The 15,399-nt window shown below is 69.9% G+C and carries 18 protein-coding genes; 4 read left to right on the top strand and 14 right to left on the bottom strand.

Annotated features, from left to right (window positions below; genetic code table 11):
• Nucleotides 1–3 precede the first annotated feature (3 nt).
• On the bottom strand, nucleotides 4–726 hold the full coding sequence (locus MLG87_RS06865; RefSeq protein WP_243294441.1) for a lysophospholipid acyltransferase family protein: 723 nt from the start codon (nucleotides 724–726) through the stop codon (nucleotides 4–6).
• A 6-nt stretch (nucleotides 727–732) separates the two neighbouring features.
• The gene (locus tag MLG87_RS06860) at nucleotides 733–1,371 is read right to left on the bottom strand and encodes a peptidylprolyl isomerase (protein ID WP_341848576.1); all 639 of its coding nucleotides are present in this window, start codon (nucleotides 1,369–1,371) and stop codon (nucleotides 733–735) included.
• A 67-nt stretch (nucleotides 1,372–1,438) separates the two neighbouring features.
• On the opposite strand from MLG87_RS06860, the gene MLG87_RS06855 reads away from it, so the two are divergent.
• Nucleotides 1,439–2,353, top strand: coding sequence for a prepilin peptidase (locus tag MLG87_RS06855; protein WP_243294440.1), 915 nt, complete (start codon nucleotides 1,439–1,441; stop codon nucleotides 2,351–2,353).
• Here MLG87_RS06855 and MLG87_RS06850 read toward each other — a convergent pair.
• Complete coding sequence (locus tag MLG87_RS06850) at nucleotides 2,350–2,826, bottom strand: MarR family winged helix-turn-helix transcriptional regulator (RefSeq protein ID WP_243294439.1); 477 nt, start codon at nucleotides 2,824–2,826, stop codon at nucleotides 2,350–2,352. The two genes, MLG87_RS06855 and MLG87_RS06850, sit on opposite strands and share 4 nt — an antisense overlap.
• Before the next feature lie 54 nt (nucleotides 2,827–2,880).
• Between MLG87_RS06850 and MLG87_RS06845 the strand changes: the two genes are divergently transcribed.
• Nucleotides 2,881–3,387 carry a hypothetical protein gene (locus MLG87_RS06845; RefSeq protein WP_243294438.1) on the top strand — a complete coding sequence of 169 codons (507 nt, stop codon included), beginning with the start codon at nucleotides 2,881–2,883 and terminating at the stop codon, nucleotides 3,385–3,387.
• 7 nt (nucleotides 3,388–3,394) lie between these two features.
• Here the strand turns inward: MLG87_RS06845 and mce are convergent, their stop codons facing one another.
• From mce to tmk, 5 genes are all read right to left on the bottom strand, one after another.
• The gene (gene mce / locus MLG87_RS06840) at nucleotides 3,395–3,799 is read right to left on the bottom strand and encodes a methylmalonyl-CoA epimerase (protein WP_243294437.1); all 405 of its coding nucleotides are present in this window, start codon (nucleotides 3,797–3,799) and stop codon (nucleotides 3,395–3,397) included.
• A 44-nt stretch (nucleotides 3,800–3,843) separates the two neighbouring features.
• Nucleotides 3,844–5,040: a PDC sensor domain-containing protein gene (locus MLG87_RS06835; RefSeq protein ID WP_243294436.1), complete on the bottom strand. Its 1,197-nt coding sequence runs from the start codon at nucleotides 5,038–5,040 to the stop codon at nucleotides 3,844–3,846.
• 57 nt (nucleotides 5,041–5,097) lie between these two features.
• Nucleotides 5,098–5,340, bottom strand: a complete 243-nt coding sequence (locus MLG87_RS06830) for a DUF2492 family protein (RefSeq protein ID WP_243294435.1) — start codon at nucleotides 5,338–5,340, stop codon at nucleotides 5,098–5,100.
• Between the two features lie 75 nt (nucleotides 5,341–5,415).
• The gene (locus MLG87_RS06825) at nucleotides 5,416–6,429 is read right to left on the bottom strand and encodes a hypothetical protein (protein WP_243294434.1); all 1,014 of its coding nucleotides are present in this window, start codon (nucleotides 6,427–6,429) and stop codon (nucleotides 5,416–5,418) included.
• An 8-nt stretch (nucleotides 6,430–6,437) separates the two neighbouring features.
• Entirely contained in the window at nucleotides 6,438–7,103 is a 666-nt protein-coding gene (gene tmk / locus MLG87_RS06820) for a dTMP kinase (RefSeq protein WP_243286737.1), read from the bottom strand.
• 98 nt (nucleotides 7,104–7,201) lie between these two features.
• Between tmk and MLG87_RS06815 the strand changes: the two genes are divergently transcribed.
• Nucleotides 7,202–8,320 carry a zinc-ribbon domain-containing protein gene (locus MLG87_RS06815; protein WP_243294433.1) on the top strand — a complete coding sequence of 373 codons (1,119 nt, stop codon included), beginning with the start codon at nucleotides 7,202–7,204 and terminating at the stop codon, nucleotides 8,318–8,320.
• 2 nt (nucleotides 8,321–8,322) lie between these two features.
• A complete protein-coding gene (locus MLG87_RS06810; protein WP_243294432.1) occupies nucleotides 8,323–8,805 on the top strand; it encodes a hypothetical protein in 483 nt (160 codons plus the stop codon).
• A 25-nt stretch (nucleotides 8,806–8,830) separates the two neighbouring features.
• Here MLG87_RS06810 and rfaE1 read toward each other — a convergent pair whose 3' ends face one another.
• The 6 genes from rfaE1 to MLG87_RS06780 all read right to left on the bottom strand — a co-directional run bounded on the left by rfaE1 (nucleotide 8,831) and on the right by MLG87_RS06780 (nucleotide 15,348).
• Nucleotides 8,831–9,835: a D-glycero-beta-D-manno-heptose-7-phosphate kinase gene (gene rfaE1 / locus MLG87_RS06805; RefSeq protein WP_243294431.1), complete on the bottom strand. Its 1,005-nt coding sequence runs from the start codon at nucleotides 9,833–9,835 to the stop codon at nucleotides 8,831–8,833.
• A complete protein-coding gene (locus MLG87_RS06800; RefSeq protein WP_243294430.1) occupies nucleotides 9,832–10,014 on the bottom strand; it encodes a Trm112 family protein in 183 nt (60 codons plus the stop codon). Before MLG87_RS06800 ends, rfaE1 begins: the two co-directional genes overlap by 4 nt.
• A gap of 117 nt (nucleotides 10,015–10,131) precedes the next feature.
• Nucleotides 10,132–10,485 (bottom strand): P-II family nitrogen regulator, encoded by a 354-nt coding sequence (locus tag MLG87_RS06795; protein ID WP_243294429.1) that lies wholly within the window; start codon nucleotides 10,483–10,485, stop codon nucleotides 10,132–10,134.
• A 12-nt stretch (nucleotides 10,486–10,497) separates the two neighbouring features.
• On the bottom strand, nucleotides 10,498–12,210 hold the full coding sequence (locus tag MLG87_RS06790) for an ammonium transporter (RefSeq protein ID WP_243294428.1): 1,713 nt from the start codon (nucleotides 12,208–12,210) through the stop codon (nucleotides 10,498–10,500).
• A 52-nt stretch (nucleotides 12,211–12,262) separates the two neighbouring features.
• Entirely contained in the window at nucleotides 12,263–13,171 is a 909-nt protein-coding gene (locus tag MLG87_RS06785) for a TorF family putative porin (RefSeq protein ID WP_243294427.1), read from the bottom strand.
• 635 nt (nucleotides 13,172–13,806) lie between these two features.
• Nucleotides 13,807–15,348, bottom strand: a complete 1,542-nt coding sequence (locus MLG87_RS06780) for a sigma-54 interaction domain-containing protein (protein WP_243294426.1) — start codon at nucleotides 15,346–15,348, stop codon at nucleotides 13,807–13,809.
• Nucleotides 15,349–15,399: the final 51 nt, after the last annotated feature.

Here is a 15,399-nt window from a genome sequence, read left to right as displayed (position 1 = left end):
TCATCAGCCAGCCAGCAGTTGCCGAACCACCGCATCGGAAGCAACCCGCAATGCTTCAGCGTCCCGAAACTGAGTTGACTCCAGGGGTGCTCCCACGGTGATGCGGTAGGGCCCTCCCTTCACACGCCAGGTGCCCTTGGGCAGGATCTGAGGGCCGCCGTGGATGGCGAAGGGCACCACGGGCACGCCGGCCTCGAAGGCCAGGGCGAAGGCGCCCTTCTTGAAGGGTAGAAGCTTCCCGTCGCGGCTGCGGGTGCCCTCGGGAAAGGCCACAATGGCCTGGCCCGCGCGGATGCGGGCCGCGGCCTCGGCCAGGCTCGCCATGGCGGCGGCGCGGTCGCGGCGGTCGATGAAGATGAAGTCCGCCAGCCAGATCACCCAGCCCAGGAAGGGGATCCCCGCCAGCTCCCGCTTGGCCACGAAGACGGGGCGGCAGGGCAGCGTGGAGATCATCAGGGGCGGATCGAAGAGGGAGGTGTGGTTCCCGATGAACACGGCGGGTCGCCGACCCGTGCGCAGATCCTCCGGCAGCGCCTCCCAACCCTCCAGCTCACGTCGGATGCCGAAGGCTTCCGCGGTCCCGCGGATGTACCACGGAGCCACGATCCAGAAGGCGCGCGGGCCACCGAGGAAGGGGGCCAGGAGGAAGCAGAGGCAGACGGCCAGCGCCAGCATCAGGGCGCCGAAGATCCAGACCAGGAGCGGACGGACGAAGGGCCTTCCCACCGGCGCCTACTGCGGCGGCAGGAGCACGGCGTCCTTGATGCGCACCGCGTACTGGGGCACGCCGCTCTGACCCTTGCGCCATTCCGTCCGCACCTTCTCGATCTTGTCCACCACGTCCATGCCCGACACCACCCGGCCGAAGGCGCAGTAGCCGTAGCCGTCCTCGCTCAGGTCCCGGTGATCGAGGGCCTTGTTGTCCACGGTGTTGATGAAGAACTGGGCGGTGGCGCTGTGGGGGGAGCCCGTGCGGGCCATGGCGATGGTGCCGCGGGTGTTCTTCAGGCCGCCCCGGAAGGTCTCGGGCGCCTCGTTGAGGATGGCCGGACGGGTGGGCTTCTCATCCATGTTCTCCAGCAGGCCGCCGCCCTGGATCATGAAACCCTCGATGACGCGGTGGAAGATGGTGCCCTTGTAGAACCCCTCCTTCACGTACTGGAGGAAGTTCTCCACGGTCTTCGGCGCCAGGGCCGGCTCCAGCTCCACCACGATGGGTCCGTAGCTGGTCATGAACTGCACGCGGGGCTTGGCCACCGGGGCGGGCGTGGCCACCGGAGCGGATGCCGGGGTCTGAGTCGGGGGCGCCGGGGCCGGCGCCTGGGCGGACAGGGTGGCGGCGAGGAAGAGGCAGGGCAACAGGCGGGGCACGGGAACTCCTGGGGCGTTCCCTTCCATTCTGCCGCGAACGGCCGAGAAGTCCCCGGTATCGTGTCTTATGCCCTTCCTGGACCTGCCGCCCTGGATCCTCAGCCTCTTCCTGGCCCCCTTCGGCCTGATGGTCGGCTCCTTCTGCAACGTACTGATCCACCGGCTGCCCCAGGAGGCGCCCGAGGACCGCAACGTGGTGACGAAGGCCAGCCACTGCCCCTCCTGCAAGGCGAAGATCAAGCCCTGGCACAACGTGCCCCTCTTCGGCTGGCTGTGGCTGCGGGGGAAGTGCGCGGCCTGCGGCTGGCGCATCCCTGTCCGCTACCCGCTGGTGGAGCTGCTGGGCGGCCTGGTCCTCGGCGGGTCCCACTGGCTCTTCCCCTTCGGCACGCTCATCTGGGTCAAGGCGGTGATCTGCGCCTATGCGCTGCTGGTGCTGTTCTTCACGGACCTCACGGAGATGATCCTGCCGGACGTCCTGCAGTTCCCCCTCATGGCCCTCGGCGTGCTCTTCGCCCTGCCGCAGCTGGCCTGGCCGGAGGCCCTCCTGAAGGCCTGGGGCCGTGGCGATACGCTCATCCAGGCTCTGGCCTTCCACAACGGCCTCCAGCCCGGCCCGGCCTACCGCGGCTTCGAGCCCACGGTCACCTGGCAGGCCAGCCTCCTGGGCCTGGCCATCGGCTACGGTGCCCCCGCCCTGCTGAACCAGATCTATAAGTGGATCCGCAAGACGGACGGCCTGGGCATGGGCGACTTCAAGATGCTGGCCTGGCTGGGCGCCTTCTGGGGCTGGGGCCCCATGCTGGGAATCCTCTTCCTGGGTGCGGGTCTGGGCGCCGCCGTGGGCCTGCCCCTCATGCTTACCCGCCGTTCCGGCGGCCAGACCATGCTCCCCTTCGGCTGCTTCCTCGCCCTGGCCACCCCCATCGTCGTGTTCTTCGGGCGGGCGCTATGGCTGGGCTACCTGGGCGTGGTGGGCTAGGACCTCTCCGCGGACTCGAGGACGATCGCCGCCAGCGTCTCCTGCAGGTCGCGGATGCGGCGGGCGCCCACCCGCCGGGCCCAGTCGGCCTCGACGCCGCGGACGAAGGCGCGGATCTCCTTCGTGAAGGCGCGTCCCCGCGCCGTGAGGCGCACGCGCGAGGCCCGGCGGTCGTCGGGATCCTCCACGCGCTCGGCATGGCCGACCCGGCACAGGTGGTCGACGAGGGCCCCCATCGACTGCTTCGTGACGCGCGCCATCTGGGCCAGCTCCGTCAGACGGGCCCCTTCAGGCCGGGTCCACAAGGCCTGGATGGCGGCGCAGTGTGCGGGCTGGATGTCCGTGTGGCCTGCGGCGGCCAGCCATCGGACCAGTTCCTGCCCCATGACCTGGTTGGCCAGCCGGAGCAGCGCCCCGAGGAGCGGGCGGTCAGATGGGTCCGTGCGGCGGCTGGAGGATCGGGGCCTTGACATGAAGTCAGGTTAGCTGACCATATCTAGTCAGGTCAACTGACCATTGGAGCCAGGATGATCCATCACATCTCGATCTCCGCCCGCGACCCGCAGCACGTGGCCAAGGTGCTCGCGGAGCTGCTCGGCGGCCACACGGGCGGCTACGCAGGCCCCTTCATCGGCCCCATCCCCGGCGCCTGGGTCGCCTACGCGGAGGACGCCCACGGCACCGGGGTCGAGGTCTACCCCGAGAGCACCATCCTCGTGCCCGGCGAGAACGCGGGCATGGGCGCCGTCGCGCTGCGCGAGGCGCCCGCGGCCGTCGCTTTCCACGCCCTGATCTCGGTCAAGGCCGGACGGGCGGACATCGAGCGGATCGGCGCGCGCGAGGGCTGGCGGACACTGCACTTCTGGCGCGGGCCCAACCCGCAGGTCCGGCTCTTCGAGCTCTACGAGTTCTGGGTGGAGAACCGCGTCATGCTCGAACTCGTCACGGAGGACATGGTCGATCCGTACCAGAGGATCGCGAACGGCCCCGCCCAGCGCGACCTGCTCGCCCACCTGGCCGGCGCCCGGGGCTGAAGGCGCCTCAGCGGCCTTGGCTGAGCTCCATCAGCACCCCGCCCGTTTCCGAGGGGTGGATGAAGGCCACGCGGCAGCCGTGCGCCCCGTTCCGGGGCGCCTCGTCGATCATCCGCACGCCCTTGGCGAGGAGTCCAGCCACGGCGGCGTCGATGTCATCCACCTCGAAGCAGACGTGGTGGATGCCGGGGCCGCGCTTGGCCAGGAACTTCCCGATGGGGCCCTCCGGATCGGTGCTCTCCAGGAACTCCAGGGTGCTCTCGCCCACGGGGAAGAAGGCCGTCGTCACTTTCTGCTCGGGCACCGCCTCGGTGTGGTCGGGGGTCATGTCGAAGAGCCGCGCCATGCGGTCCATGGCCTCGTCCAGGCCCGGCGTCGCAATGCCCAGGTGGTTGATGCGCAGCAGTTTCATGGAGCCCCCGTGGTCCCATTCTCCGACGATCCCGGCCGGGAAGGCTAGGTCGCCGACCGCCTGGGGAAGGCCTCCCGGGCGCAGTCGGGGCAGATGCCATGGGTGAACTCGGCGTCGGTGTGCTCGTTCAGGTAGGCCTCGAGCTGGTTCCAGTAGCCTTTGTCATCCCGGATCTTCTTGCAGTGGCTGCAGATGGGGAGCATGCCGCCCAGGGTCTTCACTTCGGCGAGGAGCGCCTCCAGGCGCGCATGGGCGGCCTGCTGGCGCACCCAGACGCGATGCAGCAGCCACGAGGCCGCCAGGGTCAGGCAGGTGAAGAGGATCACCTCCAGCACCTCCTGGGCCAGATCCTGCCGCCACTCCGCCAGGACATCCTGATCGGCCAGGCCCACCACCACGTAGAAAGGCCGCCCCTCGACCCGGCGGATGGCGAAGGTGCGCCGAACGCGATCGAAGGGCGTGAGGGCGCGGTAGGTGCCGGCGCCCCGGCCGGACCGGGCGAAGGCCTCGAACTCCGGGGAGACGACTCTCTGCCCGATGGCGGTGCCGGCGCTGGCGGGTTCCGGGTGGCGGGCGATCAGCTCCAGATCCAGGTCCCGGAGGGCCACGGAACCGCGGGGCCCCACATCCAGGGCCGAGAAGGTCCGGCTGAACTGGTCCAGCTCGATGACGGCGTGGGCCATGCCGGCGAAGCTGTGGTCCGGACGCTCGATGCGCCGGGCCAGGATGATCACCCAGGTGCCCGTGAGCCGCCCCACCAGAGGCTTGGAGATCACCAGCCCGGCGTGGGGGTCGTTCCGGAGGCGGAGGAAGTGCGCCCGATCCGACAGGTCCACGGGGGTGGCCATCCCGGCGCCGAGGCCGCGCACGACCACACCCTGGGCGTCGGTCACCCGCAGGGCCTTCACCTCCGGCACCCGCGCCTGCTGGCGGCCGATGAAGGCATCCAGGGCCGCGCCGGCCCGGGCGGGGTCCGCGAGCGCGCGCTCAGCCTCGTCCCTCACTGCCTGCAGCGCGAGGTCAGCCTTGCCGAAGGTCCCTCCCACGGAGTCGTCCAGCACCCGGGCCAGGTTCTGGGCCGTGGCCTCGGCCTGGTCCCGGTGGGTCCTCAGGCCCTTTTGGAGGGAGACCCAGGCCATGAGGATGACGAAGAGGTTGAGGACCAGGACGCCCGCCCCCAATAGGAGCAGGAAGCGCTTGGGCGCGAAGATCTGGGCAGAGGTGGATCGGGGGGGTGCCATGGAATCCGCTGGAAAGACGTCCTGCAGAGATCCTAGCGGCATCCTTCCGGATGACCTTCAGTGCTGGCAGGCCGGGGCCATGCCCAGGGTGATCGTCCCATTCGAGACCTGCACCTTGCCCTTGCTGCCCAGGAAGGCGATGACGCCATCGAAGTCGAACTGGTCGCCGTGGCAGTTGCAGTAGACCGCGGAGACGCCGTGGGCGGCCGTGGAGGCGGCGCGCAGCTCTTCCAGGAGACAGCTTCCGCCCCGTTCCACCAGCAGGGCAAGCAGGTCGTGGCCGTAGAGGGGTTCGGACATGTCGGGCTCCGGTTCAGGAGTCGTGACTCCTGAACCCAGTCTATCGGCCCCGGCGGTGACGGGGGTCACGCCCCCTCAGGTTCCCTGGAGCGCCAGCCCCACCTCCCGCAGCAGGGGCTCGGGGCTGAGGTTCCGCGGCAGGTGCCTTAGCCCTTCCAGGACCGCCTGCTGGGGCGGTCCCAGGTCCCGGTCCCGGGCGGCCAGGGGCTCCAGGGCTTCGCGCCAAGGCTCCAGCGCCGGGGCCTGGCCGGCGCGGATCCGCGCCAGGTCCGCCAGCAGGCGCAGGAGCAGTTCCAGAGGCTGGCGAAGCTGCTCGCCCTGGGCCAAGGTGGACTCCTTGTCGGGCAGGAGGGCCCCGCCGACCTCGCTGAAGGGTTGCCCCCCCAGGAGGGCCAGCCAGGCGTCCACCTGGGCCTCGGCCCGGCGGAAGGCGGCCTCATCGAGGAAGCGCAGCCCGCCTTCCCCCAGGGCAGTCCAGCGGGGGCGGTCCGTCTCGGTCCACCCCTGCTGGAGGGCCACGGCCCAGGCCTCCTCGGGCCCGAGCGGCGCGAAGGGGATGCGCTCGCAGCGGCTGCGGATGGTCTGGAGCAGGGCCTCTGGGCGGTGGGTCACCAGGATGAAGTGGGTGTCCGCGGGCGGTTCCTCGAGGGTCTTCAGCAGGAGGTTGGCGCTGCTCTCGTGGAGGCGGTGGGCTTCCTCCACCAGGATCCAGCGGTGGCAGCCCACGGGCGGCGCCAGGGAGGCCCACTCGATGACGCCCCGGCTGAAGCGCGGCTGGTTGTTCGAATCGAGGCCCTCGCGGATCTGATCGATGCGGATGACGCCCGCCTTGCCTTCGGGCGAGATGCGCAGGAGGTTCGGAAGCTCGAAAGGAAGGTCCTCGCCCATCACCATGCGGCAGCCTTCGCACTGCCCGCAGGCGTTGCGGCGGAGGCAGATCTCGCGGCGGGCCAGCTCCAGGGCCACACGGCGCTTGCCGATGCCTTCAAGCCCCGTGAAGAGGAGCGAGCCCCGGATCCGCCCGGCCCGGAGGCGGTCCAGCAGGCGCTGGCGGATGGCGTGGTGGCCGACGATCTCGGGAGCGAACATGCGGTTCCTCAGTCGACCTTGAACCCGGCGCTGCGCAGGAGCGGCGCCACCCGGGCCCAGATGGCGGCCTCCACCTGGTCCACCGGATCCCGCGCCGGCACCACCGCCACGCGGGTGGGGTGGGTCTGCGCGATGACCAGGAAGCGGTTCCGCACCTTGCGGTGGAACTCCAGGGCCGCCTCGTCGAAGCGCGTCTCCGCGAACTCGGAACCCAGGGACAGGTTGCGCACCTCCACGCGCTGGAGGGACACCTCGGGATCCATGTCGAGGAGCACCGTGAGGTTCGGCCGCAGCCCCCGCAGCACCACCTCGCTGAGGCGGTCCAGGTTGGCCTCGGACACGCCGCTGGCGCCCTGGTAGGCCCGGCTGGAATCCTCGAAGCGATCCACCAGCACCACCTTGCCTTCGGCCAGGGCGGGCCGGACCACGGCCTCCAGGTGCTGGGCCCGGTCCGCGTAGAAGAGCAGCAGCTCGGCATCCGCGCACCAGGCTTCGCCGCTGGCGTGGCGCTCCAGCAGCAGGCGCCGCAGCTCCCGGCCCAGGGCCGTGCCGCCGGGCTCCTTGGAGACCACCAGGGGCAGGCCAAGGTGCCTCAGCCGCTCGGAGAGCCTCAGCAACTGGGTGGATTTCCCTGAACCCTCCACCCCTTCGATGGTGATGAACACGCCCCGCACCGGACCTCCGCCCGATGAGGATACCCGGGGGCCGGCCCTTCGCGGTTTGGCCGCCTTCCGCTGCAGTGCTATCCTGCTCGAAACTCGAGGAGTTCCAGGTGGCCGAAGCGATCCATTGCCCCAGCTGCTCCACCCGATACCGCCTGCGTCCCGAGCGGTTGAGGCCGGCCTACCGCCGGGCCCGCTGCTTCAGCTGCGGCGAGGTGTTCCCCCTGGGCCTCGCGATGCCGGACCTGGTTCCGCCTCCGCCGGCCGAGTCGCCGGCGGCCACCGCCTCCTTCGATCTGGCCGACGTGGCCGCCGCCCTGGAGCCGGCTCCCGTCGTGGCGTCCTCCCTGACGCTGGGGGACCTGGAAAGCACCGACGAGGACATCCTGGAGAAGACGCTCTCAGGCCTTTCCGCCGAACCCGTTCCCGCCGCGACCCTGGCGATTCCCGACGCGCCTTCCGCTCCTGAGCTGGAACCGCCCGCCCCCGCTCCCACGCCAGCCCCCGCTGCCGGCGCCGCCCAGGTGCCGGAGGTCGGGGAGGACACCCTCACGGGCACCTACAGCTCCGCCAAGGACGCCATCAGCAAGCTGTTCGCCGGCATGCCGGATCTCCCCTCGGCGGCCAAGGCGCCGAAGGAACCCGGCACCATGGACATGGAGGCCACCCTCTCGGCCCTGGAGGCCACCCTGGGCAAGACCACCGGCCCCCTGGCGCCTTCCCATCCGGATGGGGACGAACCCACCTCCGCGGGCAGCCTCTCTGAGGTGCTCCAGGCCACCTCCACCACCACCCTGCGCCTATCCCAGGAGGACCTCCGGACCGCCCTGGCCGCGGCGAAACCCGCCCCTCCCGCGGAACCTCCCACCGAGGCCTTGCGGCCTTCGGACCTGGCGGTTCCCCTGCCGGAGCCGCCCGCTCCCGCCGCGCCGGCGGCCGAGGAGGCTGGCGCCGAGCGGCTGCGGCTGAAGATCGGTGAGGAGATCTATCCGGGCCTCACCATGGCCCAGCTCACCGCCTGGATCGAAGAAGGGCGCGTGCTGGAACATCACCTGGTGGCCCGCCAGCACAGCGAGAACTGGCTGGAAGCCCACAAGGTGCCCGGCCTCCGCCTGGTCTTCGATCGCCTGCGCCGCGAGCGCGAGGGCGCCCCCAGCTTCGATGCCTCGTCCATCCCCGAGATCGCTCCCAAGAAGAGCCTCTTCGGTGGCCTCTTCGGGAAGAACTGATCATGCAGACCCTCGCCCTCGCCGCCCTCCTCTGCCTGGCCCAGGCGCCGTCCGCGCCGCCGGCGGCAGCTCCCGTGCCGGCCCCGGTGGCTGACACCTCGCTCTCGTACTTCTCGGAGTCCTTCCCCTTCGCCTGGGATCGCGTGATCCCCCTGTCCGTGAACGTAGACGGCCTCAAGGTCAGCAGCATCTTCTTCAACCGGCGCGTGATGCAGCCCGGGTTCTTCAACATCATGAAAGGGGCGGAATTCGGCACGCGGGCCCAGGTGGAGGTGACCAACACCGCCAAGTACCCCCGCATCCCCGGCTTCGCCGTGGCCGTGCTGGACAAGGACGGCAAGCTGCTGGGCGTGGCCTCGGGGGGCACCAAGGTCGGCACCGTCAAGCCCGGCGAGACCGAGACCTTCGACCTGAACTTCACCCAGGTGAAGGAGCGCCTCCCCAAGGGCGACCGCTTCCTGCTGGCCATCGAGCTGAGGAATTGAGGCTGGGCGGGACCCCCGCCCAGCCTCAATTCGCTTCCTGCTCGTGGTAGTGGGCCAGCAGCTCGGCGGGAGTGACCGTGGCGGTGCCGACCTTGGCCACCACGAGGCCCGCCGCGGCATTGGCCAGCATGGCGGCTTCCCGCCAGTCCGCGCCGGCGGCGATGGCCGCGCTGAAGGCCGCGATGACGGTGTCGCCCGCGCCGCTCACGTCGAAGACCTCCCGGGCCTCCGTGGGCACCATCCAGGGCGCCCGATGGTCCCCATCCGGCGCGAAGAGGGCCATGCCCCGCTCGCTGCGAGTCACCAGCAGGCCCTTCAGGCCCAGCTCGGCCACCAGCGACCGTCCGGCCTCGGTCACTTCCGCATCCGACTTCGCGGCGCGGTGCGTGAGCTCCGAGGTCTCCTTGGTGTTGGGGGTCATGAGCGTCGCGCCCCGGTAGAGGGCCTTGTGGGCGGGCTTGGGATCCACGATCCAGGGCAGGCCCTTGGCCGCGCAGAGCTCCCGCACCGTCTCCATGACCGGTTCGTTCACGGTGCCCTTGGCGTAGTCCGACACGATGAGGGCCGAGGCTTCGCCCAGGGCCCGCTCCAGGCGGTCCCTGAGACCCATCAGCACGGCGGCCTCGGGGGGCCCGGACTCCTCGCGGTCGATGCGGAGCATCTGCTGCTGCTGGCCGATGACGCGGGTCTTGATGATGGTGGGGCGGGAGGGGTCCAGCACCAGCCCCGAGATGGAGATGTCCAGCCGACCCAGGAGGCCCAGCAGCCGGTCGCCGGCGATGTCCTTCTGCAGGGTGCCGATGAGCAGGGGCTCGGCGCCCAGGGCCTTGAGGTTGGCCGCCACGTTGGCCGCCCCGCCCAGCACCGCCTGCTCCCGCACCACGCGCACGATGGGCACGGGCGCCTCGGGCGAGATGCGGCTCACCTCGCCGAACAGGTACTCGTCCAGCATCACGTCGCCCAGCACGGCCACCTTGCGGCCGTCCACGCGCCGGAGCAGGGATTCGGCCTGGGCGCGGTCGAGCCTCACGGCTGCACCTTCCTGGCGCCCATCTGCTTGGCCTGGTCCACCAGCATCACGGGGATGCCGTCCTCAATGGGATAGAGCAGCCCGCAGCCCTGGCAGTGCAGCCCCTCCGCCTGCTCCACGAGGTTGCCGTGGCAGGCCGGACAGCAGAGGATCTCGAGGAGGCGCGGATCGAGCGGCATGGATCCAGCTTATCGGAATCCCTGAAGGTGGGAGGCCGCGGCTCGTCAGGGGGCGTCCAGGCCGGAAACCGGTCCCGGCGCCCCCCTACCACCTAGAGTGCCGGACGACACTCTAACTCACGGCCCGATGGCCGCGCCTCCCACCTCCCCCGTGCGCACCCGGAAGCACTCCTCCAGGTTGAGCACGAAGATCTTCCCGTCCCCCAGCTGGCTGGGTTCCGACTTCGCGGCGCCCATGATGGCCTCCACCGCGGGCTTGACGTACTCCTCGTTGACGGCGATCTCCAGCTTGACCTTCGGGAGCAGCCGGATGAGGCCGATCTTGCTGCCCCGGAACTGCTCGGCGTAGCCCTTCTGGGTTCCGCATCCCCGCACGTCGGAGACGGTCATCAGGTAGATCTCCTTGGCCACCAGGGCGGCCTGCACCGCCTCGAACTTGTCGGGCCGGATGATGGCGACGATCATCTTCATGGTCGTTTCCTCCTACAGGGACGGGGACAGGGCGGACCGCGAGCCGGCGGCCGATTCCTGGTGGGCGGGGACCCGCAGGGGCGCACCTGCGGGAGAGGCCAGGGCCGAGATCACGTACTCGGGATAGGCCGAGATGCCATGCTCGTGGAGGTCCAGGCCATCGTGCTCGGCGTCCTCGTGGAGCCGCAGGAGGCCCGCGGCGTCGATGGCATACATCACAGCGAAGGACACGGCCAGCGTGGAGACCGTGACGATGGCGCTGCCGATGGCCTGGGCGGCCAGGACCTTGGTCCCCCCCCCGTAGAAGAGGCCCGTGAGCTTCGACGACAGGTCCGGCGCGATGGGATCGCTGCCGATGGCCGAGTATTGTCCGCTGGCGAAGAGACCCAGCGAGAGGGTGCCCCAGATGCCGTTCATCATGTGCACGGGAACGGCGCCGATGGGATCGTCGATGCGCAGGTACTCGAGCAGGTCCACGCCCAGGATCACGATGACGCCGCCAACGGCCCCGATCAGGACCGATCCGAAGGGGCTCACCCAATAGCAGGGCGCGGTGATGGCCACCAGGCCCGCGAGGAAGCCGTTGGTGATGGAGCCCGGATCCCACTTGCCCGTGCGGACGTAGATGCAGGACACGGCGGTCAGGCCCGCGGCGCAGGCCGCGAGGGTGGTGTTGGCGGCCACCCGGCCGATGCCTTCGAAGTCCATGGCGGAGAGGGTGCTGCCGGGGTTGAAGCCGTACCAGCCGAACCAGAGCAGCAGGCCGCCGCACACGGCGATGGTGAGGTCGTGGGGCGTCATGGGGCCGCCGCCGTCCCGCTTGAACTTGCGCCCGAGGCGGGGGCCCAGCACCACGGCGCCCGCGAGGGCCACCGCGCCGCCGATGGTGTGCACCACCGTGGAGCCGGCGAAGTCATGGAAGTTCATGCCCAGCGAAGGCAGGAACTTGCCGGCGCTCCCCATGGTGGCCAGGAAGCCGTCGGGACCCCAGGCCCAGTGGCCGATGATGGGATAGATGAAGCCAGACACGGCGAAGCTGTAGAGGATGTCGCCGATGAAGTCCGTGCGCCCGATCATGGCGCCGGAGGTGATGGTGGAGCAGGTGTCCGCGAAGGCGAACTGGAAGAGCCAGTGGGCGAGGATGGCCACGCCCGTGGCGCCATAGGTGGCCGGGGCGCCCTTGAGGAAGAACCAGTGGGTCCCGATAAACCCGTTGCCCTCGCTGAACATGAACGCGTAGCCGAAGGCCCAGAAGAGGATGCCGCACAGGCAGGTGTCGAAGACGCACTCCACCAGCACGTTCACCGTCTCCCGCGAGCGGCAGAAACCCGCCTCGAGCATCACGAAGCCCACCTGCATGGCGAAGACGAGGAAGGCCGCGACCAGGGTCCAGACCGTGTTGAGGGGGTTGATGATATCCCTGGCGGCGACCGCCGGGGGCGCGGGGGCTGGTGCAGGCGCGGGTGCAGGCGCGGCAAGCGCTGGCGCTGGGGCGGCCACGGCGGCGGGCGGGTTCGCGGGCGGCACGTCCGCCCGGGCCGAGCTGCCATTCAGCAGCAGCGGGATGAGGATCATCATCCCGAACAGGGCGGCCACGCCCAACAGCTTGCCCGAGGCCATCACCAGGCCGTAGCGGCGCCACTCCGGGTCCCGCAGGCGGGCGCCCAGGCGGGCCAGTTTTTCGGAGAAGGAGAGCTTGTCGCGCTCGTGGGTGATCCTTGCCATCTCAGGCTCCATGAAAGGGGATGCGGTGAAGGGGGCCCTGGCCCGGCGGCCTCTAGAACGCCTTGGCGATGGTCAGGGTCAGGCGGCTCTTGCCGATGTTCCGGCCCATGGCGTTCTCGTAGACCGTGACGTCGTCATCGGAGGCGCGGGACTTCGTGTCGGCGTAGGTGCCGGCGAGGGCCACGGTGCAGCCCTTGATCTCCTTCGCGAGGCCCAGCTTGTAGTCCGAGTAGCTGAACAGCGCGTTGTCGCCCGTCACGGCGGTCCCGTTGAAGAAGTAGCCCGGGTTCGCCTTGTCGGAGTAGGTGGTGTGGCCGCCATGCGCCAGCACCGTCCACCCGCTCCCGCCCAGCGGGATCGCCAGGGAGAGGTCGACATAGCTCGTTCCGCCGGAGTTGTTGACGCCGAAGGTGTTCGCGCTGATGACCTGCGAGTACTTCAGGCTGGCCCAGGCGTAGCTGAGGCCCAGGTAGGCCTCGGTGGTGGCGGGGTTCCGGTAGGCGCCGAGGTTCTCGTAGGTGCCCGGATAGAGGTAGCGGTAGAGGCCCACATCCAGGGTCCAGTCCTTGGCGAAGCCCCACTTGTAGCCGCCGAAGAGGTCCAGCTCCACGCCGGCGGAGTTCACCTTCCCCGGCCGGTAGAGGGGCGCGCCCACGGCCGCCGGGGATCCCAGGCCGGTGGGCGCGCTGGCCACCCCGGCGTTCTGGTCCGTGAACCAGGAGATGTTGCTGAGGCTGGTGCTGAAGTAGAAGCCCGTGGGGTGGACCAGGTCCAGCTCTCCCTGCACCGTGGGCTTGCCGTCGGTCTGGGTGAGCCCGCGGAAGATGTACTGGGAGCCGAGGGTGGCCGAGCCGCCCAGGACGAACCCCAGGATCGAGGGCGGCGGCGGCGCGGCCGGAGTCTGGGCGGCGAGGTCGGCCGCCAGGACCGCGAGCAGCGGGAGGAACCTGGGTGGGGGCATGGGTGCTCCGGAAGGCGAAGGATCCAAGGGGCACCCTGGATCCGGAGGGAGGGTGGAGGCCGGGCAGGGCCTCTCCGAGGGCCGGGGTGGCCCTGGGTGGAAGGGGATGGGAAGCGGGAGCCGGCACACCGACAGCCACCCGCCCTCGGGGCGGGGACGGCCGGAAGGGCCGGAGCCAGCGGGTTAGGGATGGACGGGATGTATGGGAGCGTGGAGAGGAGCCCGCTGGAGGCCGCCTGCCCTGCCGGCCGGGGACTCGGCCGAGAAGAGCAGGGTGGACATGGCCGCAAAAGCCACCGCCACCGCGATACCCCGGAACAGGGTTCGGCGGTTCATGGGAGTTGCTCCTTCCGTGGAGTGGGGGATCGGTGTGGCCTTCACCGAGGGAATCCGGTGGATCGGCTCAGGCCACGGCTCTCTTCCGATCCTCCCTGGAGTCCGGGAGCCGACCACCGGCTCCCCGTGCCCAGAAAAGAGAGCAGGGAACGTGCCTATTCACGGAAAAGCGGGCTATGTTATTTCAACCAATTTATTCACAGCAATTACACACCGCGAAAAGATGGGACTACGTTAAAACCAGCTTGACAAAAATGTAATGACAATTCAATTGAATTACATTTTTGTACGATTCTGTCTCAAGAGGACCGGAACCGCTCGGGCTCCAGCCCGTACTTCTGGACCTTGTAGTTCAGGATGCGCTCCGTGGTCTGGAGGAGCCGGGCCGCGCGGGAGCGGTTGCCCCGGGCGGACTTCAGGGCATCCTGGAGCAGGTCCCGCTCGAAGGCCGCCACGGCCTCGCCCAGGGCCGTTCCCGGCACGGTGCCCGAGACCTCAGCAGTCTGCAGGGAGGGCGGCAGGTGGTGGGCGTGGATCACGCCGCCTTCGCAGACGAGGATCGCCCGCTCGAGGGCGTTCTCCAGCTCGCGCACGTTGCCGGGCCAGTGGTAGGCCGTGAGCATGTCGATGGCCGAGGTGGAGATGCGGCGGACATCCTTGCCCTGGGCCGCCGCGATCTTCTCCACGAAGTGGTCCGCCAGCAGCAGGATGTCCGCCTGGCGCTCCCGCAGGGGCGGCAGGAAGATCTCGAAGACGCGGAGGCGGTAGTAGAGGTCCTCCCGGAAGGTCCCGGCCCGCACGGCGGCCTCCAGGTCCCGGTTGGTGGCGGCCAGGAGCCGCACGTCCACCTTCACGGGCCGCACACCGCCCAGACGCTCGAACTCCCGCTCCTGGAGGACCCGCAGCAGCTTCACCTGGGTGGCCGGGGTCAGCTCGCCCACCTCGTCCAGGAACAGCGTGCCGCCGTGGGCCAGCTCGAAGCGGCCCTTCTTCACCTGGCGGGCGTCCGTGAAGGCGCCGGGCTCGTAGCCGAACAGCTCGGACTCGATGAGGGGCTCGGGCAGGGCCCCGCAGTTGACCTTCACGAAGGGCTTCTCGGCCCGCGGCGAGTTGTAGTGGAGGGCGTGGGCCACCAGCTCCTTGCCCGTGCCGGACTCGCCGCGGATGAGCACGGTGGTGCTGCTGGGCGCCGCCTGGGCCACGGCCTCGTAGACCCGCTGCATGGCGTGGCTGTGCCCGATGAGGTGGTGCAGCTCGTAGCGCTCCCGCAGCTCCAGGCGGAGCTGCTGGTTCTCCTCCACCAGCCGCTGCCGGTCCGCCGCCACCAGCCGGGCCACCTTCATGGCCAGGCCCACCATGGAGGCCGCGATCTGGAGGAGCTTCGTGTCCCGGTCGAAATCCCGATCCCGGTCGTAGGGCACGGTGAGGCAGAGGGTCCCCGCCGTCTTCCGGTCCAGAAACACCGGAATGCAGAAGAAGGACATGTCGGACTTCTTCCGCTTCTGGGCCTTCAGGACACCGGTGCGGTCCAGGAAGAGGGGCTCCAGACTGGCCTGGGGCACCACGATGGCCTTGCCGCTGGCCAGAACCCGCCCGTTGATGCCCTCGCCCACGCGGTAGCGGGCCCGTGCCACCTCCTGACTGGAGAGGCCGCGGGCGGCCTCGACCCGGAGGGCGCCCCCCTCCTCGTCCGCCAGCAGGATGGCGCCGTTCAGGGCGCCGAAGGCCTCCGCCAGGATCTCCAGCACCCGGGGCAGCGAGGCCCGGATGTCCGAGGCGGCCAGGGCCTGGCTCAGCTCCAGCAGGGGCGAGAGGTGAAGGGCGTCCTCCGAGGCGGCCATGGGGCTCCGGCAAGTGATCTACAAAATTGTACAATCCATAGCTCGGTCTTA

The organism is Geothrix mesophila, assembly GCF_022808835.1.
In the GTDB taxonomy this organism is placed as follows: Bacteria; Acidobacteriota; Holophagae; order Holophagales; family Holophagaceae; genus Geothrix; species Geothrix paludis.
Note: the sequence above shows the minus strand (reverse complement) of the source record. Positions and strands in the feature narration are given on the sequence as shown.

Excerpts from the sequence above, each read along its gene's own strand:
- MLG87_RS06855 (WP_243294440.1), top strand. The coding sequence starts at position 1,439 with ATGCCCTTCCTGGACCTGCCGCCCTGGATCCTCAGCCTCTTCCTGGCC.
- mce (WP_243294437.1), bottom strand. The coding sequence starts at position 3,799 with ATGAAACTGCTGCGCATCAACCACCTGGGCATTGCGACGCCGGGCCTG.
- MLG87_RS06825 (WP_243294434.1), bottom strand. The coding sequence starts at position 6,429 with ATGTTCGCTCCCGAGATCGTCGGCCACCACGCCATCCGCCAGCGCCTG.
- MLG87_RS06790 (WP_243294428.1), bottom strand. The coding sequence starts at position 12,210 with ATGGCAAGGATCACCCACGAGCGCGACAAGCTCTCCTTCTCCGAAAAA.
- MLG87_RS06845 (WP_243294438.1), top strand. The coding sequence starts at position 2,881 with ATGATCCATCACATCTCGATCTCCGCCCGCGACCCGCAGCACGTGGCC.
- MLG87_RS06850 (WP_243294439.1), bottom strand. The coding sequence starts at position 2,826 with ATGTCAAGGCCCCGATCCTCCAGCCGCCGCACGGACCCATCTGACCGC.
- MLG87_RS06780 (WP_243294426.1), bottom strand. The coding sequence starts at position 15,348 with ATGGCCGCCTCGGAGGACGCCCTTCACCTCTCGCCCCTGCTGGAGCTG.
- MLG87_RS06800 (WP_243294430.1), bottom strand. The coding sequence starts at position 10,014 with ATGCCGCTCGATCCGCGCCTCCTCGAGATCCTCTGCTGTCCGGCCTGC.
- MLG87_RS06795 (WP_243294429.1), bottom strand. The coding sequence starts at position 10,485 with ATGAAGATGATCGTCGCCATCATCCGGCCCGACAAGTTCGAGGCGGTG.
- MLG87_RS06810 (WP_243294432.1), top strand. The coding sequence starts at position 8,323 with ATGCAGACCCTCGCCCTCGCCGCCCTCCTCTGCCTGGCCCAGGCGCCG.
- MLG87_RS06830 (WP_243294435.1), bottom strand. The coding sequence starts at position 5,340 with ATGTCCGAACCCCTCTACGGCCACGACCTGCTTGCCCTGCTGGTGGAA.
- MLG87_RS06785 (WP_243294427.1), bottom strand. The coding sequence starts at position 13,171 with ATGCCCCCACCCAGGTTCCTCCCGCTGCTCGCGGTCCTGGCGGCCGAC.
- MLG87_RS06835 (WP_243294436.1), bottom strand. The coding sequence starts at position 5,040 with ATGGCACCCCCCCGATCCACCTCTGCCCAGATCTTCGCGCCCAAGCGC.